Here is a 22,076-nt window from a genome sequence, read left to right on the forward strand (position 1 = left end):
GCTACATTGGAATTGCTCTAAAAGAAAATTCTTGATTATACAATTCATGTTTCTTAAGCGGGGCCGGCAACTGAATTGCGAGAGCCCAATGATTTTGAAATCGATATTTGCGGCCGCGGTCGCGCTCGCGGCCTTGATGCCGCTTACCCCAGGCGCGCGCGCCGAGACCGTCACCGACATTGCCGGCCGCAAGGTCGAGGTGAAGACGCCGGTCGAGAAGGTCATCCTCGGCGAAGGCCGGCAGATCTACCTGATCGCCGCGCTCGATACCGACAACCCTTTCAAGCGCATCGTTGGCTGGCGCGAGGATTTCTCCCAGGCCGATCCCGACAATTACGCCGTCTATCTGGAAAAATTCCCGTCGATGGCGGCGATACCGACCTTCGGCGGTTTCAAGGACGGCACCTTCGACATCGAGCAGGCCATCGCACTTGACCCGGACGTGATGATCATGAACATCGAGTCCAAGCAGGCAACCGAGGACGCGCAATACATCGAGAAGCTCGCCGCCGTCGGCATTCCGGTGGTCTATGTCGATTTCCGCGAGCAACCCTTCACCAACACCGAGCCGAGCATGCGCCTGATCGGCAAGCTGCTTGGCCAGGAACAGCGGGCCGAGGCGTTCATCGCCTACCGCGCGGCCCAGATCGCGCGCGTCACCGATGTGATCGCAGAGAAGAACCCCAAGCGCCCGACCGTGTTCATCGATCGCGCCGGAGGCTATTCCGATGATTGCTGCATGAGCTTCGGCAACGACAATTTTGGCAAGTTCGTCGACATGGCCGGCGGGGCCAATATCGCGGCCGACCTGATCCCGGGCACGTTTGGCGCGCTCAATCCCGAACAGATCATCGCCAGCGATCCCGACCAGGTGATTGTGACGGGCGGCAATTGGGAGGCCTATGTGCCGGGCGGAAAATGGGTCGGCGTCGGTCCCGGCGCCGACGAAGCGGCGGCACTGAAGAAACTCAAGGGCCTGACCGAGCGGCCGGCGCTAACCGGCATCAAGGCGGTGGAGAACGGGCAGGTCCACGCCATCTGGCACCAGTTCTACAACAGCCCCTATCAGTTCGTCGCCATACAGCAGATGGCCAAATGGCTGCATCCCGACCTGTTCGCCGATCTCGACGCCGAGGCCACCTTCAAGGAGTTGCACGAGAAGTTCCTGCCGGTCGGGTACAGGCCTGGCCATTGGGTCTCGCTCTCCGATGAGCAGTGAACCGGCCGCACTGTCAGCCAAACAAGGGCGCGGGCTCTACCGCGCCCTTGTCCTGCGCAAGCAGCTGATCCTGGCGGGGCTCGCCCTGGCGCTGCTGCTGAGCCTCTGCATCGACCTCGCGCTCGGGCCCGCAAGCTATAGCCTCGACCAGGTGGTGCTCGCCCTGGTTTCTCCCGGCAGTGTGCCGCTTCAGGTGCGCGTCGTGTTGTGGGACATCCGGCTTCCCATCGCGCTCATGGCAGTGGTCGTCGGCGCAGCACTGTCGGTCGCCGGTGCGCAGATGCAGACCATCCTCAACAATCCGCTCGCCAGCCCGTTCACGCTCGGCATTTCGGCGGCGGCCAGCTTTGGCGCAGCCCTCGCGCTCGCCTTCGGCGTCGCGCTGATCCCGGCCGCGATCGAATATATCGTGCCGCTGAACGCCTTCGTGGTGGCGATGCTGACCGCGCTCGTCATCCACCTTCTGAGCCTCAAGCGCGGCGTGACGGTCGAAACCATCGTGCTTCTCGGCATCGCGCTCGTATTCACCTTCAATGCGCTGCTGTCGCTCGTCCAGTATCTTTCCTCCGAGCAGGCGCTCGCCGCGGTCGTGTTCTGGACGATGGGAAGCCTCACCAAAGCCACCTGGCCCAAGCTCATCATCACCAGCCTCATCCTTCTCGCAACACTTCCGATATTCGTCCGCCGCGCCTGGGCGCTGACGGCGCTGCGGCTAGGTGAAGACAAGGCCGCGAGCTTTGGCGTCAAGGTCGCACGCCTCAGGCTCGAAACCATGATGATGGTGAGCCTCCTTGCTGCCATTCCCGTCGCCTTCGTCGGCACGATCGGCTTCATCGGGCTTGTCGGTCCGCACATCGCCCGCATGCTGATCGGAGAAGATCAGCGCTTCTTCCTGCCCGCATCGGCGCTTTCGGGGGCGCTCATCCTTTCGGCGAGTTCGGTTGCCAGCAAGTCGCTCGTTCCAGGCACGATCTTCCCGATCGGCATCGTCACCTCGCTTATCGGCATTCCCTTCTTCATCTCGCTGATCCTCTCGAATGTGAGGCGCTCATGGTAACGATCAGGCTCGATGGTCTCGGAGCCTTCCACGGGGCGCGGCTCGTCCTTTCGGATGTTTCAACTCCCCTTTTCCGGGGTGGCGAGGTTGTCGCCGTGATCGGACCCAACGCAGCGGGCAAGTCGACGCTGTTCAAGCGCATCGCAGGACTTCTGAAGGGCCCGGGACGTGTCTGCCTCGAGGGAGCGGTGAAGGGGCCGGACGGCATCTGCTATATGCCGCAGGATACGGCAGCCAACGCGGTGCTGACCGTCTATGAATCGATTCTGCTCGCCCGCAAGCAGGGCTCGGCATGGTCGGTCAGCGACGGCGACCTCGCACTCATAGACGGCATCCTGGCCGCGCTCAGCATCTCGGATCTTGCCTTTCGCAACGTCGGAGAATTGAGCGGCGGGCAAAGGCAGGTGGTAAGCATTGCCCAGACCCTGGCTCGCGAACCTGAAATCCTGCTGATGGACGAGCCGACGTCCGCGCTTGACCTGCACCGGCAGGTCGAGGTGCTGACCTTCATGCGCGGGCTTGCGCGCAAGCACGGGATCGCAGTGCTGATCGCAATTCACGACCTCAATCAGGCCTTGCGCTTCGCCGACAAATGCATCGTCATTGCCGAGGGCCGGATGGTCGCCTGCGGCACGCCGGAAGAGGTTGTCACCCCGGCGCTATTGCGTGATGTGTACCGCGTCGAGGCGAGGATCGAGCGCTGCTCGCGGGGCATCGGTCACGTTATGGTGGACGGCGTTGCCGCCGAAACGCCAGCGACTGCATCGATAGCAGCTTAGAGCGTCTGTGGTCGAAAGCCAAAAGCCTAGAAAATAGATCAAAATTCTAGCCTAAATAAATGAATTAAAAACATTTTCAGACGCCAAGGCGGTTACTTTTGCGACGAATGGAAGCGTTCGCTTTCGACCGCTGCACGTCCCTCGACGAGCTGCTGTTCTACGAGACATCTTGGGTAGACACAGGTCGTGAAAACGCGCGATAAGGTTAGCCTGCGCTAGATTCAGAGATGGCCGGGGCACCAGATGATGGCACGCCGAATGTGCAACGCAATGCTTGGCTTCGCGGCGCTTGCCATAACCGCGTGCCAATCGGCGCCTGAAACGCCGCGACCCACTGTCGAACCTGCGTTAGGATCTGGACCCATTCCGGCCCAAACCGCCTCGGATCCTGCCGCTGTTCCTTCCGGCTCGGCAATTATTGATCAATCCGTGGCGGTCACTCCGCCTGCCAACACCGTCCCGACAAAATATGCTGCTTTTTCGGGTCTATGGGCCGGACGATTGGAGGGGATGTATGACGCCAAACTTGCTGTTCAGACGATTTCTTCCAATGGCAAGGTGACGGTCACCTATGCGTGGGGAACTCTGGGCGACAACCATCCGGGAGAGGCCGCCGGCACTGGAAAAATTGTGGGGACTACGTTGAAGCTCGAGCGCCTGCCGAGTGGCGCAGACGTCAGTTTTGTCATGCGGCCCGACAGAACCCTGGCCGGAACCGTCAGGCTTGCCGGCCAGACCTACACGGGCGCGTTCCTCAAGCAATGATCGAAGACATGCTTGGAAGGCTATGTTGCTGTTGCCCGATCAGCCCGCGGCGTTCTTCCATGGGCGCCGACTTCTGATCGAGAGATGACCGCGGGCGACTGGGTTTGTTCGACGCGCGCTTGGTCGCCAGTCTAGCCGCTGTCTGCGCTGACCGCGTCACCAAGCACCTTTGTGCGGGGCTGTATGCGCGCCGCGGCAGGCGCGAACACCGAAATCGCCTTCGGGTGGACCTTGAAATGCGCCGGGGTCGAGGTGACGATCTCACCGTCAGTGTTCACCGGCATCGGCCTTTTCGTCTCGATGTCGAACTCGACGCATCTGGCTGTGCGAACCTCGCTCCAGGCGCCGTGCGTGCCCGAGCGGAACGAGCGCAGCAAGAGCGCCATCTTCCAGAGATTCGTCATTTCCAGGCTGTACAGGTCGAGATGGCCGTCATCGATCTCCGCGGTCTCCTCGACGACGTTGCCGCCGCCATAGTGGCGGCCGTTGCCGACCGCTATCTGGTAGGTCTCGACTTCGGTCGTTGCGCCCTTTTCTGTAATCCTTGCTTCAAAGTGGCGGGCCTTGGTCAACACTTTCATGGCCGCCAAGGCATAGCCAAACCTGCCGAAACGCTTCTTCAGCGCCGGATCCAGCCCCTGGGCAAGATCGGTGCTGAGGCCGATGCTCGCGACGTTGAAGAAAGCGTGGCCATTGACGGTCCCGATATCGATCAGACGTCGTCCGCCCTCTACTATCACGTCGGCCGCCTTCCCAAGATCCAACGGTATTTCGAGGGTGCGCGCCAGATCGTTCGCCGTCCCCATCGGAATGATGCCCATCGGCAGCCCGCTTTCCATGACCGCGACCGCCGCCGAGGACACCGAGCCATCGCCGCCGCACACGATCACAAGATCGGCCCTATGGCGAAGGCGCACGATGTCGCGTGCTATCTCGGGCAGTGCCTCAAATGTCTCGACGCTGACGCGGAGCCCTCCGGCTTCCAGCCGCTCGACGACCGGTGCGAGAGATTCCTGCCCGCGTCGTGCCTTTGGATTGATGAGTAGAAGCGCGCGTCTGTTCGTGATGTCATTCATGCGGCGTAGATAGGGTGCGTGCCTGCGGATTACGACGTCGACAGGCGCGCCCGGGAAAACAAGCCACAAAATCACGGCTTCGGCAGCCGCTTGTGGAGGTTGAAATTCGGTCCACATAATAATACCGAAAATGGGTACTACCAAGGTGCGGACATGACCAACACAGTCACAGCCAAAGGACAGGTGACCATCCCGAAGCCGGTCCGGGACCTGCTCGGAATCGTTCCGGGCAGCAAGGTTGATTTCCGCCGCACCGATGACGGCAATGTGGTGATTGTGCGTAGTGACAAGAAGCAGCCCGTGAGCCGCTTCGCGAAATTGCGCGGCCATGCCGGCAAGGGGCTCGACACCGACGCGATCATGGCACTGACGCGTGGCGACGCGTGACGCTGGTCGGCTCGATCCTGTAACGGACGATGCGAACTGGGCGGATTGGTCGATCGACCGGCTTGAGGCGGCAAGCCTCAATGGGCCGTTGCTGATCAACGATGCGGTCTATGCCGAACTTGCCGTCCGCTATGACCGCACGCCTGTTTCTCGTCCGCTGCTTCGCGCGGCGTGTGCGTAGGCCCCGCGGCTTGGGTCTACGCCATCGTGGCGAAAAGAAAAGCAACTCCACCGAGAATAATCCTGGTTCGACTGCGTTCTCCCCCAGGTAACAGTGCCCCCTTGGTGACCGGAGAGACCACAATGGAAATTCTTGACTGCGAACGCATCGCGAAGGCCAAGCGGGCTTTCACGACCCGCCGAATTCCCACGGAGCGCATGCGGATGTTGCTTTCGCCTCCTGCCGAACCGAAGGCAGGCGACCTGGTGCTCGCGCGGATCGAGGCGCTCGGTCACCACAAGTCGGTCGAGCTGCCCTCGGGACGCAAGGCGGCACTTGCCGCGACGGACGAAGTCGTCCTGGCCTACGGCAACCGCTACGCCCCTGATCAGTTCGAGGCGATCGTGCCGGCAGATCTCGGACCGTGCCATATGGTGGCGGCAGGCGGAGTGGCTTCGCGGGCGTTGGCATGGCACGACAAGACCATGTCTCCGACTGCGATCGTGCCGCTCGGCCTCGTCACCAACTCATGCGGCCGCGTTCTGAACGTTGCAGACTTTGCGGTCGCGCCGCAGCCGGCGCGGCTCACCCCGCCGACAATCGTTGTCTTCGGAACGTCGATGAATTCGGGCAAGACGACAACAGCTGCAAGCCTCGTGCGTGGTTTGACCAGGGCAGGTTTCGCAGTTGGTGCGGCAAAGGTGACCGGAACCGGAGCCGGCAATGATCTCTGGTCGATGATGGATGCCGGAGCATGCGCCGCTCTTGATTTTACTGATGCCGGCTTTGCCACGACCTATCTTGCCCCAATCGATGCCATCGTCGAGGGCGCGCAGCATTTGCTGCATTCTCTTGCTGCCACCGGGGCGGAGATCGCGGTTCTGGAGGTCGCGGATGGGCTATTCCAGTCCGAGACGGCCGCGCTGGCAAAGTCCCCGAAATTCCGCGAGCTGACCGGCGGCGTGCTGTTTGCCGCAGGCGATGCGATGGGGGCGGTGGCGGGCTGCGAAAGGCTGCGCGAGCTTGGATACGACGTGCTCGGGCTCAGCGGGCTCCTGACCTGCTCGCCGCTGGCGCGCCGGGAAGCAGGCGCTGCCAACGTCCCTGTCTATGGCGTCAAGGAACTCACCGATCCGGCGACCGCGGCAAGCATAGTCTCAGGGATATTGAACCCGCGCCTGATGGTGATCGCTGGAGGTGCACAATGCCTCTACCAGGAATCCTGATCGGCACGCGACTGGTCGCCCTTGCGGTTCTTGTCGCCATCGGCTTTGCCAAGGCCGCCACGTCGCTCGCTCTTGTCGCCATCGTCGGTGCGGCGGTTTCCGGGGAACCGCAGCCGCTCGGGCAGGGCAGGCTGATCGTGGCCGGCCTTTCGCTCGGCATCGCGCTCTTCGCGCTCGGGGTGATGCAGCGCCGACAGGGGGCAGCTTTTGCACTGGACTATGTGCGCGAGGTCCGCAGACTGCTGGTCGAGCAGCTCTTCGCGTTGCCGCCTGGCGCCGGCCGGACCGGTCTCGGCCTGGTAATGACCCGCCTCGTCACCGACCTCTCCGCCATCAGATCCTGGCTGGCCGACGGCGTGGCTTCCCTCTTTGTTGCGGGTCCTTCCGTCGTTCTCATCGTGGTTGGCGCCTTCTGGCTTGCCCCAGGGGTTGCGCCGTTCCTGCTTTGCGGCGTTCTTGCCTGGTCGATCGTCTGTCTTGTTGCCCTGCCGTTTCTTCACCGGGCCATCCGCGAAAGCCGGCGGAGGCGGGGACGGCTTGCCGGCCGTCTCGGCGACATCGTTGTCGCCCGGGCGGCGTTTGCCCATTTCGGCAAAAGCGGAACGTCCACACGCAAGATCGACCGGATGTCGGAAGCGCTCAACATGTGGCTCGTTCGCCGCGCAGGGTGGTCGGGGGCTGCGCGCGCGTCCAGCGACTTCGTCATGCCCGTGATCGTCGTCATCCTCGTGGCCTATGCGTTTTCGGGCCGCCCGGCGATACTCGTTGGCGATCTCAGCACGCTATTGCTCCTCGCCGGACTGACGGTTGGCCAGCTTTCCGACCTCGCTCGCGCCGCCGATTATCGGCTTGCCTATGTCGAGTCCCGCCGCCGGATTGCCTCCATCCTGGCAAGGCCGGTGCTTGCGGATCCTGTGAATCCAGTTCCCCTGCCGCGCTCGACGGCAGGCCGGCGGCTGCGCATCGAATTTCATTGCCGACACGGCACGCCGTCAAAAGTGCTGGAGGCCGCGCCCGGCGCGTCGATCCTGCTTGGCGGTGATACGCCTGAAGCACGCAGCGCGCTTTTTTCCAGCATCGCAGGTTTCGAGGAAAACAGCGGCCTGGCGATTTTCCTCGATGACATCCCCGTCAACAAGATTTCGCAGCGCGACCGGCGCCGGGCAATCACCGTTTTGTCGCCGGCGATCCCGTTGGTGCGGGCAACAATGGTCGACAATATAGCCCTGGGAGCGCCCTCAGCGACCTCGCAAGAAGAGATAATCGCCACGGCCTCGCTGTGCGGCCTGGCAGTCGATGAACCTACAGACAGGCGACTGGAGCCTCCTCACGTCGGTGCAATGCAGGCCGCCCGGATCCGTGCCGCACGAGCGCTAGTCCGATCAGCGGCCGTGCTCCTAGTCGACGACCTCGATGTCTGCAAGGACCGGGACTTGCTTGCGGCCGTTCTTGCCCACGCGCGTGCCGCGCAAACGACAGTGATCGTCTCGTGCGAAGCAGCCATTGCGGGCATGGAATTCGATGATACCTGGCGTCTCGATTGCGAGTGCAACCCCTCCTGAATACCCCTGTCTAGGTCTATCGATCCACAATATGGATCGCATTTTCGCCGCAAGGCGCTTATAATGGGGCCGATTGCATGCCAAAAATCGGTTATGCGAAATAACAGGTCCATGATATAGACCTTGTACGAAATCTGGAACGAGCGGGAGGAGATCGCTTTGTTCCGATTTCGGCGTGAGCGTTTCAGGCAGGCGTTGTTGCCTGATCCGAGCGGAGGAGCTTGAAGCATGACAGCCGCCAGCAACAACACGATAATCGTCGATACGTCGGCCGAGGTGCTGGATGCGCGGCCAGGGTCGCGGCTGATGTGGCCGGTCGAGGCGGTGGCCTCGATACTGCTCGTCTTCGTCATCGGTCTGCTGCTCGCCGGCGTCATCTCGCGCTACGTGCTGGCGTTGCCGATCGTCTGGATCGATGAGGCTGCTTCCATCTCCTTTCTCTGGCTCGCCATGCTCGGCTCGGCGATCGCCATCGACCGCAACGAGCATCTGCGTCTTACCATCTTCCTCAACATGATCCCCGCGCGCGGCCGCGACTTCGTCAACGCCCTCGCTTTGCTCGTGGTGGCGACGGTGCTGCTTGCGCTGATCGTGCCGGCAAGCCAGTATGTACAGGAAGAGTGGTACGTCACCTCGGCGGCGCTCAACATTCCGATGAGCTTCCGCGCCTCGGCAATTGTCGCCGGGCTGGCATTGATGTCTGTCATCGCCGTGGGCCACGCGATCCGGGCGGCGACGCTCGCCAACCTGGCCGCCGCTGTCGCAGTCGTTGCCGCACTGGCCGTGGTCGGCTGGCTGCTTTCGCCATTGTTCCTCACGCTCGGCTACGCCAACATCGTCATCTTTCTCGTCGGCGTGGTGGCGGTCTGCCTTCTGCTCGGTGTGCCGATCGCTTTCTGCTTCGGCGTCGGCACGATCGCCTTCATCGCCTTCAGCACGCACGTGCCGATGATCGTGCTTGTCGGCCGCATCGATGAGGGGATGTCGAGCCTCATCCTGCTGTCGGTGCCGATCTTCGTTCTGCTCGGCTGTGTGCTCGACGCGACAGGCATGGGCAAGGCGATCGTCGAGTTCATGGCGTCGCTGCTCGGCCATGTGAAGGCCGGCATGTCCTACGTGCTGCTGGGCTCGATGTTCCTCGTCTCGGGCATTTCCGGTTCGAAGGTTTCCGACATGGCGACTGTCGCTCCGGCACTTTTCCCCGAAATGAAGCGGCGCGGCCACAAGCCCAGGGAGATGATCGCGTTGCTCGCAACCGGCGCTGCGATGGCCGATACGGTGCCGCCATCGATCGTGCTGATTGTGCTCGGCTCGGTCGCCGGCGTTTCGATCGCTGCGCTTTTCACCAGCGGCTTCGTCATCGCGGTGGTTCTGTTGCTCGTCCTTGCGGTGCTCGCACGTTGGAAGGCTTCGGGCGAAAACATGGAAGGCGTCCATCGCGCTCCGTTCTCGCTCGTCTGGAAGACGCTGCTCGTCTCCGCCCCCGCACTGGTGCTTCCCTTCCTGATCCGCGGCGCCGTCGGCGGCGGCGTCGCCACCGCCACCGAGGTTTCCACAATCGCCGTGCTCTATGCGCTGGTCATCGGCGCGTTGTTTTATGGCGGCATCGGCGCGAAGAAATTCTACGCCATGCTGGTCGAGACGGCGGCGCTGTCCGGCGCCATCCTGCTCATTCTCGGCACCGCCTCGGCAATGGCCTGGGCGCTGACGCAAACCGGCTTCGCCAACCAACTGGCCATCTACATGACTGACCTGCCCGGAGGCTGGTTCTCCTTCATGCTCGTCACCATCGCCGTCTTCATGGTTCTCGGCTGCGTTCTTGAAGGCCTGCCAGCGATCGTTCTGATGGCGCCGATCATGTTTCCAATCGCCGCTCGGCTGGGCATCAACGACGTGCACTATTCTATGGTCGTCGTGACGGCGATGAACATCGGGCTCATGGCGCCGCCTATCGGCATCGGCTTCTACATCGCCTGCAAGATCGGCGACGTCTCGCCCGACGAGGCCATGAGCGCCATCTGGCCCTACCTCGGTGCGTTGCTTGCCGGCCTGTTGCTGATCGCTGCCATCCCGGCGCTGTCGGTAGCCTATCTCTAGCCACTCGGATTCAACCAGGAGGAAACACGATGACCATCACCCGCCGCAGCTTGATGATTGGCGCAGCCGCATCCATCCCGCTCGTGAGCACCATCCGCTACGCCGGGGCGCAGGCGGCGGAGTTCAACTACAAATACGCCAACAACCTGCCGCTCACCCACCCGATGAACCTGCGCGCGCAGGAAGCCGTCGAGAAAATCCGCGAGGAGACCGGCGGCCGCGTCGCCATCCAGATATTCCCCAGCAACCAGCTCGGCGCCGACACCGACATGCTGAGCCAGGTTCGCTCGGGCGGCGTCGAATTCTTCACGCTGTCGCCGCTGATCCTTTCCACGCTCGTCGCCAATGCCTCGATCAGCGGCATCGGCTTTGCCTTCTCGGACTACGACGCGGTGTGGGCGGCGATGGATGGCGACCTCGGAAAATATGTGCGCGGCGAGATCGAGAAATCGAACCTGGTCGTCATGGAGAAGATCTGGGACAACGGCTTCCGCCAGATCACCAGTTCCGTCGGCCCGATCGAGACGCCCGCGAACCTCGAAGGCTTCAAGATTCGCGTCCCGGTCAGCCCGCTCTGGACCTCGATGTTCACCGCCTTCAAGTCGGCGCCGGCCAGCATCAACTTCGCCGAAGTGTATTCGGCGCTGCAGACGAAGATTGTCGACGGACAGGAAAACCCGCTCGCCATCATCTCGACGGCCAAGCTCTACGAGGTGCAGCAGTTCTGCTCGGTCACCAACCACATGTGGGACGGCTTCTGGTTCCTCGCCAACAAGCGGGCCTGGGAGGCGATGCCGCAGGACATGCGCGAGATCGTCGCCAGGAACCTCAACGAGGCCGGCGTGAAGGAGCGCGAGGACGTCGCCAAGCTCAATGCCACGCTTGAGCAGGAGCTCGCCGCCAAGGGCATGAAGATCAACCATCCGGATGCGGCCCCGTTCCGGCAGACGCTGAAGGACGCCGGCTTCTACGCCGAGTGGAAGGGCAAATACGGCGACGAAGCCTGGGCCATCCTGGAAAAGGCTGTTGGCGCCAGCCTGACCTGAGTGCAGGGCAGTTCCCGGGCGGGCAGGGCATGTGGCTCAACCGCCCGATAACAGCCGCGATTTTTGTAAGGAATTCGATGGTGGTCGACCGGCTCAGGGGAAAATCCGCAATCGTCTTCGGCGCCGGGTCGTCCGGACCCGGCTGGGGCAACGGCAAGGCGGCCGCGGTCGCCTTCGCGCGCGAAGGCGCTCGTGTCGCCTGCGTCGATCTCGCAGCGGCGGCCGCCGCTGAAACCGCTGATATCATCCGCGACGAAGGCAACCAGGCGATCGCGTTGTCGGCCGACGTGACCAATCTGGCCTCAGTCGAGTTGGCAGCAGCGGCAGCAATGGAGGCGTTCGGCGCCATTGACATCCTGCACAACAATGTCGGCGTGACCCATATGGGCGGTCCCGTTGAACTCGACGAGAACGCGTTTCAGGCCGCCCTCGACCTCAATATCGGACCGGTCTACCGCACCGCCAAGGCGGTGTTGCCGCATATGCTCAAGGGCGGCGGCGGTGCGATCGTCAATATCTCGTCACTCGCCGCGATACGCTACGTCGGTTATCCCTATTTCGCCTATTATGCGGCCAAGGCCGCGGTGAACCAGGCCACCGTGGCGCTGGCCATGCAATATGCCCGGCAAGGTGTTCGCGCCAATTGCATCATGCCGGGCCTGATCGATACGCCGATGATCTATAAGCAGATTTCCAGCCAATACGGCTCGGCTGACGAGATGGTGGCCGCCCGCAACGCCATGGTGCCGATGGGCAGGATGGGAACAGCGTGGGACGTCGCTGCGGCGGCCGTGTTTCTTGCCTCCGAGGAGGCGCGCTTCGTCACCGGCGTTTGCCTGCCTGTCGATGGCGGCCAAAGCTGCGCCGTCTGCGAGCTCCGCTGACCATGGACATCGCGCCGCCCCCAGACCGCGATCAGACCGGCTCGCAGAGCGTCGACCGGGCGCTCAGCCTTCTTTCGATGGTCGGCCGGCACGCCGACCGCGGTGTTTCGCTCTCCGATATCGTCGAGGAAAGTGGGCTCAACAAGCCGACAACGCGCCGCCTGCTGCTGGCCCTGATGCGCGCGGGAATGGTCGAGCAGGACGAGGCGACGCGGCGCTATTATCTCGGCGAGGAGGCCTACGTGCTGGGCAGCCTCGCCTCGCGACGTTTCGGTCTGCTTCAGGTCTCGATGGAAAGTCTGCTGCGCCTTTCCAGAAAGACCGAGGATGCCAGCTTCCTCTCGGTTCGCCGCGATACATACTCGGTCTGCCTCTATCGCGAAGAGGGGACCTACCCGGTCAGGACCCACGCGCTGCAGGCCGGCTTCGAGCACCCACTGGGCGTCGGCGCCGGCTCGCTCGCCATGCTCGCCGCACTCCCCGACGAGGAAGTGGAAGCGGTGCTGGCCGCCAATGACGCGGTGCTCAAATCCGACTACCCAATGCTGCCGGTCGAGCAGATCCGGCGCGACGTCGAAACGACGCGCGCCAACGGCTATTCGCTCAATCCCGGCCGCATCGTCGCCAATTCCTGGGGCGTTGGGGTTGCGCTTCGCAGCGCCGACGCACGGCCAGTCGGCGCGCTGTCGATCGCGGCGATCGACAGCCGGATGCAGCCGACAAGGCAAATCGAACTCGTCGGATATCTCATGCTGGAGGCAAAGCGCGTCGAGGAACGGCTTGCCCAGATGTTCGCCTCGCGCGCGCATATGCGCGAGCACCCCACTTTAAAGCCGCGCACCAGGAGGTTGTCACAATGACGGAGACTCACACCGACGGACGGGCGCATTCCGCGTTAGGAAAGTCGGAATTGGAAAACACCGGGCAGTTGATGGCGACGGCAGCGGCGTCCACGCTTGCTCATGCCGGTGTCGAGCCCTGCGACGTCGCCGCCATCTTCGTCTACGTGTCGTCGCTGGAGCGCGCGAAGTCATGACCATGGCTGCAGGCGGCGTGACGCCTTCCTCCACGCGCGTCATGAACCTCTCGCATTTTTTGACCCAGGCGGCACGCCGCAATCCGCACGATATTGGCTTCGTCTGGCGCGAGCGGCAGTGGACATGGCGCGAGATGGAAGCGCGCGTCAACGCGATGGCCGCTGCACTCCGCGACGCGTTCGGCGTGACAAAGGGCGATCGAATCCTCGTCCAGTCGGCCAATTGCAATCAGATGTTCGAATCTATGTTCGCCTGCTTCCGGCTCGGGGCCGTCTGGGTGCCGGCGAACTACCGCCAGTCGCCGGACGAAGTCGCCTACCTCGCCAAGGCGAGCGGCGCGCGTGGCCTGATCTGCGGCGCGGGCTTCCCGGCTCATGCTGCTGCCTGCCGGGAAGCAGCCCCCGGGATCGACTTCGTCCTGTCGATCGGCGCGGCCGAATTCGGCGATGACTACGACGCCGTCGCCGCCCGTTTTGCCGGCCGGACCGTTGCCAGCGTCGCCGTCGATCGCGACGATCCCTGCTGGTTCTTCTTCACCTCCGGCACGACCGGCCGGCCAAAGGCCGCCGTGCTCACGCATGGCCAGATGGGCTTTGTCATCACCAATCATTTGTGCGACCTGATGCCCGCCACGACGCGCGACGACGCCTCGATCGTGGTGGCGCCGCTGTCGCATGGGGCCGGCATTCATCAACTCGTGCAGGTGGCGCACGGCGCCAAGTCTATCCTGCTGCCAACCGACAAGCTCGACGTGCCGACGGTCTGGGCGCTGGTCGAAGAATGTCGGGTGACCAACGCCTTCACCGTGCCGACCATCCTCAAGATGCTGGTCGAGGACGACAGCGTCGACCGGTTCGACCATTCCTCGTTGCGCTATGTCATCTATGCCGGTGCGCCGATGTACCGCGCCGACCAGAAGCGGGCGCTCGAGAAGCTCGGGCCGGTTCTGGTCCAGTATTTTGGCCTGGGGGAAGTCACGGGCAATATCACTGTGCAGCCTCCTTCCTATCATTCCGTCGAGGATGGCCCGCAAGCGCGCATCGGAACCTGCGGTTTCGAGCGCACAGCCATGCAGGTCGAGATCCAGGACGACGCCGGCAATGCCGTCTCGCCGGGCGAAACCGGCGAAATCTGCGTGATCGGGCCGGCAGTCTTCGCCGGCTATTACGACAACCCGCAAGCCAACGCCGCAGCGTTCCGCAACGGCTGGTTCCGCACCGGCGATCTCGGCCACATGTCCGAGGACGGCTTCGTCTACATCACCGGCCGCTCGTCCGACATGTATATCTCCGGCGGCTCCAACATCTATCCGCGCGAGATCGAGGAGAAGATCCTGCTCCATCCCGACATCAGCGAAGCCGCCGTTCTCGGCATTCCCGATCCCGTCTGGGGCGAGGTCGGCGTCGCGGTTTGCGTCGCCCGCGCCGGCGTTGTGCGCGAAACGATCGCGATTGAGCGCTGGCTGGAAGGCAAGCTCGCCCGCTACAAGATGCCCAAGCGCTTCGTGTGGTGGGAGACGATGCCCAAATCGGCCTATGGCAAGATCGCCAAGAAGTTGATTCGCGAAGAGCTGGAGCGCCGCGGCGAGTTGGGACCGTCCGAGCCGAAGCTCTCGGCATGAGGAGCAGGCGATGAACAGCAGCCACCAAAGCCGCGCCGTGGCGATCACCGGCGGCGCATCGGGCATCGGCCTTGAGACGGCGCGCCTGCTGACCGAGCGCGGCTTCGAGGTCTTCCTCCTCGACCTCGCCGCGCCAGCGCTGGGTTCGGCCTGCACGGATCTCGGCCTCAGCGAGAAACGCGGCATCGTCTGCAACGTCGTCGACGAAGCGGCTGTCGACGAGGCCATCGGCCGGATCACCGCCGCGCACAGCCTTGCCGCAGTCGTGAATTGCGCCGGCATAGCGATGGACCGGCCGTCGGTCGAGACCAGCGTCGAGGATTTCCGCCGCATTGTCGATGTGAACCTCACCGGAACGTTCATCGTCTCGCGGGCTGCGGCGCGCTACTGGCTTGAACGGAAGCTGCCGGGAGCGATTGTCAATATCAGCTCTGTTTCTGGACTTTGCGGCAACAGGGGCCGCAGCGCCTACGGCGCATCGAAAGGCGGCCAGAATCTGCTTACGCTCGTCATGGCCAATGAGCTCGGCGTCGATGGCATCCGCGTCAATGCCGTCGCACCCGGGCCGATCGAAACGCCGCTGACGCAGGCCGTCCACACCGAGGACGTCCGCCGGCAGTGGTTGGATCGCGTGCCGCAGCGCCGCTACGGCACGCCGCGCGAGATCGCGGGAGCGGTGGCTTTCCTGATTTCAGACGAGGCCAGCTACATCAACGGCCAGATTCTCGCCGTCGATGGCGGCTTCATCCATGCCGGCCTTGTCGCCTGAGATGGCTCCGATGCGCAGCATCCGCCATCCCGGTCCGATCGCCTCGGAACGTTTCGCAGCGATGCCCTGCGCCGCAGAGCGGCTGACGCTGCGGCTCGAAGCCGGTCGCTCGATCAATGACGCCGTGGCGCAGGCCCTCGCGGTCGCCGGGTTCAGCGGCGGGTATATCCGCCTGCGCAACGCGCGGGTTGACCCAATGCGCTACGTCATCCCCGCCGCCTCTCCCGATGGCACGCACGCCGCGTGGTACAGCGATACATTCGCGCCGGAAGGCATAACGGTCATCGAGGATGCGGGCCTTGTTGCCGGCCGGCGCGACGAACAGCCTTTTCTTCATTGCCATGGCATCTGGCGAACACCCGACGGCGTGCGCCGCATGGGCCATCTCCTGCCGCTCGACTCGCATCTGGCGGAGCCGGTCGAGGTCACCGCCTGGGGTATCGAGGGCGCGCTGTTCGACGTGCGCGACGATGCCGAGACGAATTTTCGCCTTTTCGCGCCGATCAGGGCTCCGCTCCTGGGTGAGCGCCGCGGCCGCCGCGCCGCCATCTGCACAGTAAGGCCCAACGAGGATATCGGCCAGGCGATCGAAGCCGTCTGCCGACGGCACGGCTTTGACCACGCCTCGATCCAGGGCATCGGCAGCCTGGTCGGCGCGGATTTCGACGATGGCTCGGCTGTCTCCTCCTATGCGACGGAAGTTCTCGTCACGGGCGCCGTCCGCTCCGGTCGTTGCACGCTCGACATCGCGCTGGTCGGCATGGACGGTGTGATATCAGCAGGTCGCCTTCGCCGCGACGCTAACCCCGTCTGCGTGACGTTCGAACTGCTGGTTGTCGCATCCGATGAGAAATCTGCCTAGTTGAGGATGCTGACCACGCTGTGTGCCGTGTCGCTGCGGCCCCACGTGGTCGACCGTTGATCAGGATCATCCGAAATTTAGGTTTCACGACCCGGTCAGAGCGGTTTTCGGATCCATTTTGCCAGGACGCCAACGATGCCTTCCCGGAACGACAGCACCGCGACAACGAAGATGATGCCCTGGCCGATCGTGACCCAGTCGCCGAATGTCGCGAGGTAGTTCTGCATCGTGACGATGACTGCCGCGCCGACGATCGGTCCGAACACCGTGCCCATGCCGCCCAACAGCGTCATCAGCACGACTTCGCCGGACATCGTCCAGTAGACGTCGGTAAGCGACGCCAACTGGAACACGATGGCCTTGGTTGCGCCGGCGACGCCGGCGAGCGTGGCCGACAGCACGAATACGGCGAGCTTGTAGCGGTTGACCCGATACCCCAGCGAGATCGCGCGCGGCTCGTTCTCGCGGATCGCCTTCAACACCTGGCCAAACGGCGAATGGATGATCCGATAGATCAGCAATATGCCGGCGAAGAAGATGGCCAGCACGAAGAAATAGAGAACTTCGCTCGAACGGAGGTCGATCAGCCCGAACAGATGGCCGCGCGGCACGGCCTGGATGCCGTCCTCGCCGCCGGTAAACGCCGCCTGCAGCGAGAAGAAATAGATCATCTGCGCAAAAGCCAGCGTCACCATGGCGAAATAGATGCCGTGGCGGCGAATGGCGAGCGAGCCGATGGCGAGACCGAGCACGGCTGCCACCAGCGTGCCCGCGATAATGGCAAGCTCAGGCGTCAGGCCCCACACCTTTGCTGCATGGGCCGAGACGTAGCTCGCCATGCCGAAATAGGCTGCGTGGCCGAAGGACAGGAGACCGCCGAAGCCGAGCAACAGGTTGAAGGCGCAGGCAAACAGCGCGAAGCACAGCACCTTCATGACAAAGATCGGATAGAGCAGAAATGGAGCGGCGACGAGGAAGACGAACAGCGCGGCGAAGATCGCAAGGTGATGACGGGGCATGCCCGCAGCGCCGACGGACGTTATGGCCGCCATAGCGATCGGGTTGGTGTCGGTTGTCATCACACACTCCGTCCAAACAGACCCGCGGGCTTGACCAACAGCACGAGCGCCATGATGACAAAGATCACCACCGCCGAGCCTTCCGGATAGAATACGCGGGTCAGCCCCTCGATCAGCCCGAGCCCGAAGCCGGTGAGGATCGAGCCCAGGATCGAGCCCATGCCGCCGATGACGACGACGGCGAAGACGACAATGATCAGGTCTGCCCCCATGTTCGGATTGACTGCGTATATCGGCGCGGCGAGCACGCCGGCGAAACCCGCGAGTGCGACGCCGAAACCATAGGTGAGCGTGACCAGCAGCGGCACGTTGATGCCGAACGCGCCGACCATGGTCGGGTTCTCGGTCGCGGCCCTGAGATAGGCGCCAAGCCGGGTCTTTTCGATGATGAACCAGGTCGCAAGGCACACGATGAGGGAAGCCACGATCACCCAGGCGCGCGAATTCGGCAGGTACATGAAGCCGAGATTGTACCCGCCGTTCAGAAGCGGCGGCGGCGGGTACGGCAGGCCGGATACGCCGAAAAACTGGCGGAAGAAGCCGACGATGATCAGCGCCAGGCCGAATGTGAGAAGCAGCCCGTAGAGATGGTCGAGGTGATAGAGCCGTCGGATCAGGACGCGCTCAAGCACGATGCCGGTGACGCCGACAATCGGCGGGACGATGAACACAGCCCACCAGTAACCGACGCCAAGATAGTTGAGCAGCATCCAGGCGCCGAAGGCGCCCAGCATGTACTGGGCGCCATGCGTGAAATTGATGATGTTCAGGAGACCGAAGATGACCGCCAGCCCGAGGCTCAGAACCGCATAGAAGGAGCCATTGATCAGCCCGAGCAGCAATTGCCCGAACAGGACCTGAGGCGGAATTCCAAGCAGTTCGAACATGGTCGCTCCAGCTGACTTGTCGACAAAACAACGCGCCGAGCTGTTCGGCGCATCGTTGGCGAGGCTCGCTTACTTGACGAGCGAACAGCCGCCTTCGGCGAGCGGGCGGAACGCCTTGTCGGCCGGAATGGTGGCCACCGTCTCGAAATAGTCCCATGGAGCCTTCGATTGGTCCGGCTTCTTGACGCGGAACAGATACATGTCGTGCAGCTTGCGCCCGTCGGCGCGGATGGTGCCCTTGCCGAACAGCGGATCCTCGGTCGGCATTTCCTTCATTTTGGCCATCACCTTGGCCGCATCCTTGTCGCCGACGGCCTCGACGGCCTTAAGATAATGCAGGACAGAAGCGTAGACTCCGGCCTCGATCATCGAAGGCTTTTGTCCGGCATTCCGCTCCTGGAAACGGGCAGAGAACTCCCGCGTTTGATCGTTCTTGTCCCAGTAGAACGCGCTGGTGAGCACGAGGCCTTGCGCCACTTCGAGGCCAAGTGCATGCACGTCGTTGATGAACATCAGCAGGGCGGCGAGCGCCTGGCCTCCCTGGGTGATGCCAAATTCCGACGCCTGCTTAACCGCGTTGATCGTGTCGCCGCCGGCATTGGCGAGGCCGACGACCTTGGCGCCCGACCCTTGCGCCTGCAGCAGGAAGGACGAAAAATCCTGGCCGGGGAAAGGATGACGGACGGCGCCGAGAACCTTGCCGCCCGATGCTTCGACGACCGCCGTCGTATCGCGCTCGAGCGCGTGGCCGAAGGCGTAGTCGGCTGTGACGAAGAACCAGCTGTCGCCGCCCTGTGCGACCATGGCCGAGCCCGTGCCGTTGGCAAGCGCCCAGGTGTCGTAGGTCCAGTGGACGGTGTTGGGCGAACAGGCTTTGCCGGTGAGGTCGGACGAGGCCGGACCCGAGGCGAGGAAGATCTTGTTCTTCTCCTTGGTGATCTCGTTGACGGCGAGCGCCACCGACGAGGTTGGCACATCGGCGATTACATCGACGTTTTCGGTGTCGTACCACTGGCGGGCGATGTTCGAGCCGACGTCCGGCTTGTTCTGGTGGTCGGCGGAGACGATCGACACATTGATGCCCTTGTCCGTCGCCTTGAAGTCTTCGACCGCCATCTGGGCCGCGATGACCGAGCCTTCGCCAGCGATGTCTGCATAGATGCCGGAACGGTCATTCAGAACGCCGATCTTGACATCTGTGGCGTAGGCCGCGCCGGCCATCAGCAGGCTCGCCGTCGAAGCCAGGACAAATCCCATTTTTTTCATCGCTACTTCCCTCCGATTGGGGCGCAACGCGCCGTTGATGATGTCTAGACGCCGAGATAGGCGTGCAGCTTGTCGATGTTGGCGTCGAGTTCGTGGTTGGGGATGGTGTCGATCACGCGCCCCTGTTCCACCACGTAGTGACGGTCCGCGACCAACGCGGCGAAATGAAAATTCTGTTCGACGAGCACGATCGTGAATCCCTCGTTCTTGAGCCGGGCAATGGTGCGGCCGATCTGCTGCACGATGACCGGCGCAAGCCCTTCGGTCGGCTCGTCGAGCAGCAAGAGCTTGGCGCCCGTCCGCAAGATCCGGCCGATGGCGAGCATCTGCTGTTCGCCACCCGATAACTTGGTGCCTTGGCTCGAAAGCCGTTCCTCCAGGTTCGGGAAGAGCTCGAAAATCTGCTCGACGGTGAGCCCACCGGGCCGCACCTGCGGCGGCAGCATCAAATTCTCCTCGACAGAGAGGCTGGAAAAGATCGCCCGTTCCTCGGGGCAGTAGGCGATGCCCATCTGTGCGATCAACCGCGACGGCAGCTTGATCGTTTCCCGACCTTCATAGGTGACCGAGCCCGAGCGCCTGGAAAGAATTCCCATGATCGCCTTCAGCGTCGTCGTCTTGCCGGCGCCATTGCGGCCGAGCAGCGTCACCACTTCACCTTCGCCAACCTCGAAACTGACGCCGTGAAGCACATGGCTCTCGCCGTACCAGCCCTGCAGGCCATCGACGCGAAGCAGGGGTCTCGTAGAGGGGCCAGCAGCCGGCCTGCTTGCAAGTTCAACTTCAGGCATGTCCGGCCCCGATATAGGCTTCGATAACGCGCGGATCCTTGGAAACCGCAGCATAGTCGCCTTCGGCGAGGACTTTGCCGCGAGCGAGCACAGTGATGCGATTCGACAGCGAGGCGACGACCGACAGATTGTGCTCGACCATCAAAATGGTGCGGTTCTTGGAGATGCGCCGGATCAGCGCCGAGATGCGCTCGATGTCTTCCTGCGCCATGCCGGCCATGGGCTCGTCGAGAAGCAGCATTTCAGGGTTCAGCGCCAGCGTCGTCGCGATTTCAAGCGCGCGCTTGCGGCCATAGGACAGATCGCTGGCGCGGATGTCTGAAAACGCGGTCAGGCCGACATCGGCGAGAAGCGCCGCACCCTCGCCATCGAACTTGGAGAGCACTTTTTCGGAGCGCCAGAAATCGAAACTGTCGCCGCGCCGGCGCTGCAGCGCGATGCGGACATTCTCGAGTGCTGTCATGTGCGGAAACACCGCCGATATCTGAAAGGAGCGCACAAGGCCCAGCCGCGCGATGTAGGCCGGCTGCATCCTGGTGATGTCGCGGCCTTGGTAGCGGATCGCGCCGCGCGTTGGCTGGAGGAATTTGGTCAGCAGGTTGAAGAGGGTCGTCTTGCCTGCGCCGTTGGGGCCGATCAGCGCGTGGACCGATCCTCGCTCCACCGTCAGGTTGACATTGTTGACAGCGACAAAGCCCCCAAATTCCTTAGTCAATCCCGCTGCTTCGAGGATCGCTCCGGAATTCATGCGCGGCAGCCCTCGCCGGTCATCGGCGTGAAAACGTGGAACCGCGCTGCGAGGCCATCCGCCCCCGGGGTGACTTCCATGGTTTCCTCCCGTGGCACTTCCGCCCGCAACAAACGACCTAATGCACATCGCGTCAAGGCCGCAATTACCGGCGCCGTGGCACGGAGCCTTCGATCATTTTCGAATTGCAATGTCGAAGCGGCGCCAACGACCGGCGAGACGTGCCGGGATCCGAACCGAACCCCAATCCGAACCCATCCGGCCGAGCAGTTCGAAATTCCGCCCCGACTGATTGGGCCGACTGATTAGATGAATGCGAAAAGCTTAGCTGCGCTGGCTTGAGTTGGGGTTTTCCCGGTCTGCCCGGGTGATCTTGCCTTTCGACGCTTTCGATCCGCCGCCCCATTCCTGGGCGTTCCTGGCTTGGGCGCCGCCCTTGGCCGGTTGCTTGGCCTTGTCGCTGCCGCTTGCCCTCTTTCCCGATACAGGCTGGTTGGTTTTCGCAGACAAGTTTGTCTTTGCCATGTGTCACTCCTCTCGATGGTCGCAGCCATTATTGTCCGCCTCCGGGGCAGGGCGTCGGTTAGTCCTTGCCACGCCTTGGATCCTTGCCGGCAGCCTGGCTGCTCTTTTGCGGCTTGTCCTTCTTGTCCTGATTGCCAGCGCGGTTGCCGCCGTGCTCGCTGCTCGATCCCTTGACGGCTTTTGTGTCCTGAAGCTTCGTAGCCATTCTGGTTCTCCTTTGGTCCCTAGTTGAA

24 protein-coding genes are annotated in these 22,076 nt (G+C 63.0%); 16 read left to right on the forward strand and 8 right to left on the reverse strand.

Translation table 11 applies throughout. The features are described from left to right. Positions 1–136: 136 nt before the first annotated feature. The 4 genes from AC0L2V_RS07180 (at position 137) to AC0L2V_RS07195 (ending at position 3,820) form a co-directional block, all read left to right on the forward strand. The gene (locus AC0L2V_RS07180; protein WP_473516227.1) at positions 137–1,219 is read left to right on the forward strand and encodes an ABC transporter substrate-binding protein; all 1,083 of its coding nucleotides are present in this window, start codon (positions 137–139) and stop codon (positions 1,217–1,219) included. Continuing rightward, on the forward strand, positions 1,209–2,276 hold the full coding sequence (locus tag AC0L2V_RS07185) for a FecCD family ABC transporter permease (RefSeq protein WP_027156395.1): 1,068 nt from the start codon (positions 1,209–1,211) through the stop codon (positions 2,274–2,276). Before AC0L2V_RS07180 ends, AC0L2V_RS07185 begins: the two co-directional genes overlap by 11 nt. Continuing rightward, on the forward strand, positions 2,270–3,055 hold the full coding sequence (locus tag AC0L2V_RS07190; RefSeq protein ID WP_473519780.1) for an ABC transporter ATP-binding protein: 786 nt from the start codon (positions 2,270–2,272) through the stop codon (positions 3,053–3,055). Before AC0L2V_RS07185 ends, AC0L2V_RS07190 begins: the two co-directional genes overlap by 7 nt. A gap of 510 nt (positions 3,056–3,565) precedes the next feature. Continuing rightward, positions 3,566–3,820, forward strand: a complete 255-nt coding sequence (locus tag AC0L2V_RS07195) for a hypothetical protein (protein WP_473519781.1) — start codon at positions 3,566–3,568, stop codon at positions 3,818–3,820. A gap of 131 nt (positions 3,821–3,951) precedes the next feature. On the opposite strand, the gene AC0L2V_RS07200 is transcribed toward AC0L2V_RS07195, so the two are convergent. Continuing rightward, on the reverse strand, positions 3,952–4,896 hold the full coding sequence (locus AC0L2V_RS07200) for a lipid kinase (RefSeq protein WP_473519782.1): 945 nt from the start codon (positions 4,894–4,896) through the stop codon (positions 3,952–3,954). Positions 4,897–5,049: 153 nt separating this feature from the next. Here AC0L2V_RS07200 and AC0L2V_RS07205 point away from each other — a divergent pair, with 153 nt between their 5' ends. The 12 genes from AC0L2V_RS07205 to AC0L2V_RS07260 all read left to right on the forward strand — a co-directional run bounded on the left by AC0L2V_RS07205 (position 5,050) and on the right by AC0L2V_RS07260 (position 16,547). Continuing rightward, a complete protein-coding gene (locus AC0L2V_RS07205) occupies positions 5,050–5,283 on the forward strand; it encodes an AbrB/MazE/SpoVT family DNA-binding domain-containing protein (protein WP_254023080.1) in 234 nt (77 codons plus the stop codon). Further along, the gene (locus AC0L2V_RS07210; RefSeq protein WP_473493923.1) at positions 5,270–5,464 is read left to right on the forward strand and encodes a hypothetical protein; all 195 of its coding nucleotides are present in this window, start codon (positions 5,270–5,272) and stop codon (positions 5,462–5,464) included. The genes AC0L2V_RS07205 and AC0L2V_RS07210 overlap by 14 nt, the downstream gene beginning before the upstream one ends. A 122-nt stretch (positions 5,465–5,586) precedes the next feature. Continuing rightward, positions 5,587–6,669: a P-loop NTPase family protein gene (locus AC0L2V_RS07215; protein ID WP_473519783.1), complete on the forward strand. Its 1,083-nt coding sequence runs from the start codon at positions 5,587–5,589 to the stop codon at positions 6,667–6,669. Next, complete coding sequence (locus AC0L2V_RS07220; RefSeq protein ID WP_473519784.1) at positions 6,648–8,231, forward strand: ABC transporter transmembrane domain-containing protein; 1,584 nt, start codon at positions 6,648–6,650, stop codon at positions 8,229–8,231. The genes AC0L2V_RS07215 and AC0L2V_RS07220 overlap by 22 nt, the downstream gene beginning before the upstream one ends. A 228-nt stretch (positions 8,232–8,459) precedes the next feature. Beyond that, complete coding sequence (locus AC0L2V_RS07225) at positions 8,460–10,328, forward strand: TRAP transporter large permease (RefSeq protein ID WP_473519785.1); 1,869 nt, start codon at positions 8,460–8,462, stop codon at positions 10,326–10,328. Between the two features lie 29 nt (positions 10,329–10,357). Next, positions 10,358–11,374: a TRAP transporter substrate-binding protein gene (locus AC0L2V_RS07230; protein ID WP_473519786.1), complete on the forward strand. Its 1,017-nt coding sequence runs from the start codon at positions 10,358–10,360 to the stop codon at positions 11,372–11,374. Positions 11,375–11,454: 80 nt separating this feature from the next. Then, positions 11,455–12,258 (forward strand): SDR family NAD(P)-dependent oxidoreductase, encoded by an 804-nt coding sequence (locus tag AC0L2V_RS07235; protein ID WP_473519887.1) that lies wholly within the window; start codon positions 11,455–11,457, stop codon positions 12,256–12,258. A 2-nt stretch (positions 12,259–12,260) separates the two neighbouring features. Beyond that, positions 12,261–13,118 (forward strand): IclR family transcriptional regulator, encoded by an 858-nt coding sequence (locus tag AC0L2V_RS07240; protein WP_473519787.1) that lies wholly within the window; start codon positions 12,261–12,263, stop codon positions 13,116–13,118. Further along, the gene (locus tag AC0L2V_RS07245; protein ID WP_473519788.1) at positions 13,115–13,294 is read left to right on the forward strand and encodes a hypothetical protein; all 180 of its coding nucleotides are present in this window, start codon (positions 13,115–13,117) and stop codon (positions 13,292–13,294) included. Before AC0L2V_RS07240 ends, AC0L2V_RS07245 begins: the two co-directional genes overlap by 4 nt. Beyond that, positions 13,291–14,916: an acyl-CoA synthetase gene (locus AC0L2V_RS07250; protein WP_473519789.1), complete on the forward strand. Its 1,626-nt coding sequence runs from the start codon at positions 13,291–13,293 to the stop codon at positions 14,914–14,916. Before AC0L2V_RS07245 ends, AC0L2V_RS07250 begins: the two co-directional genes overlap by 4 nt. A 10-nt stretch (positions 14,917–14,926) precedes the next feature. Further along, complete coding sequence (locus AC0L2V_RS07255) at positions 14,927–15,685, forward strand: SDR family NAD(P)-dependent oxidoreductase (RefSeq protein ID WP_473509444.1); 759 nt, start codon at positions 14,927–14,929, stop codon at positions 15,683–15,685. A 10-nt stretch (positions 15,686–15,695) separates the two neighbouring features. Further along, complete coding sequence (locus AC0L2V_RS07260) at positions 15,696–16,547, forward strand: PPC domain-containing DNA-binding protein (protein WP_473509446.1); 852 nt, start codon at positions 15,696–15,698, stop codon at positions 16,545–16,547. Positions 16,548–16,642: 95 nt separating this feature from the next. Here AC0L2V_RS07260 and AC0L2V_RS07265 read toward each other — a convergent pair whose 3' ends face one another. The 7 genes from AC0L2V_RS07265 to AC0L2V_RS07295 form a co-directional block, all read right to left on the reverse strand. Then, complete coding sequence (locus AC0L2V_RS07265) at positions 16,643–17,626, reverse strand: branched-chain amino acid ABC transporter permease (RefSeq protein ID WP_027156408.1); 984 nt, start codon at positions 17,624–17,626, stop codon at positions 16,643–16,645. Beyond that, positions 17,626–18,513 (reverse strand): branched-chain amino acid ABC transporter permease, encoded by an 888-nt coding sequence (locus tag AC0L2V_RS07270; RefSeq protein WP_027156409.1) that lies wholly within the window; start codon positions 18,511–18,513, stop codon positions 17,626–17,628. The genes AC0L2V_RS07265 and AC0L2V_RS07270 overlap by 1 nt, the downstream gene beginning before the upstream one ends. Before the next feature lie 69 nt (positions 18,514–18,582). Then, positions 18,583–19,770: an ABC transporter substrate-binding protein gene (locus tag AC0L2V_RS07275; RefSeq protein ID WP_413468402.1), complete on the reverse strand. Its 1,188-nt coding sequence runs from the start codon at positions 19,768–19,770 to the stop codon at positions 18,583–18,585. Between the two features lie 53 nt (positions 19,771–19,823). Beyond that, positions 19,824–20,570: an ABC transporter ATP-binding protein gene (locus AC0L2V_RS07280; protein ID WP_473509447.1), complete on the reverse strand. Its 747-nt coding sequence runs from the start codon at positions 20,568–20,570 to the stop codon at positions 19,824–19,826. Beyond that, entirely contained in the window at positions 20,563–21,318 is a 756-nt protein-coding gene (locus AC0L2V_RS07285) for an ABC transporter ATP-binding protein (protein WP_473509449.1), read from the reverse strand. The genes AC0L2V_RS07280 and AC0L2V_RS07285 overlap by 8 nt, the downstream gene beginning before the upstream one ends. 324 nt (positions 21,319–21,642) lie before the next feature. Further along, the gene (locus AC0L2V_RS07290; protein WP_287177729.1) at positions 21,643–21,843 is read right to left on the reverse strand and encodes a hypothetical protein; all 201 of its coding nucleotides are present in this window, start codon (positions 21,841–21,843) and stop codon (positions 21,643–21,645) included. 58 nt (positions 21,844–21,901) lie between these two features. Continuing rightward, entirely contained in the window at positions 21,902–22,048 is a 147-nt protein-coding gene (locus AC0L2V_RS07295) for a hypothetical protein (RefSeq protein WP_023799660.1), read from the reverse strand. Positions 22,049–22,076: the final 28 nt, after the last annotated feature.

The sequence above is a fragment of the Mesorhizobium sp. WSM4814 genome, from assembly GCF_055811595.1.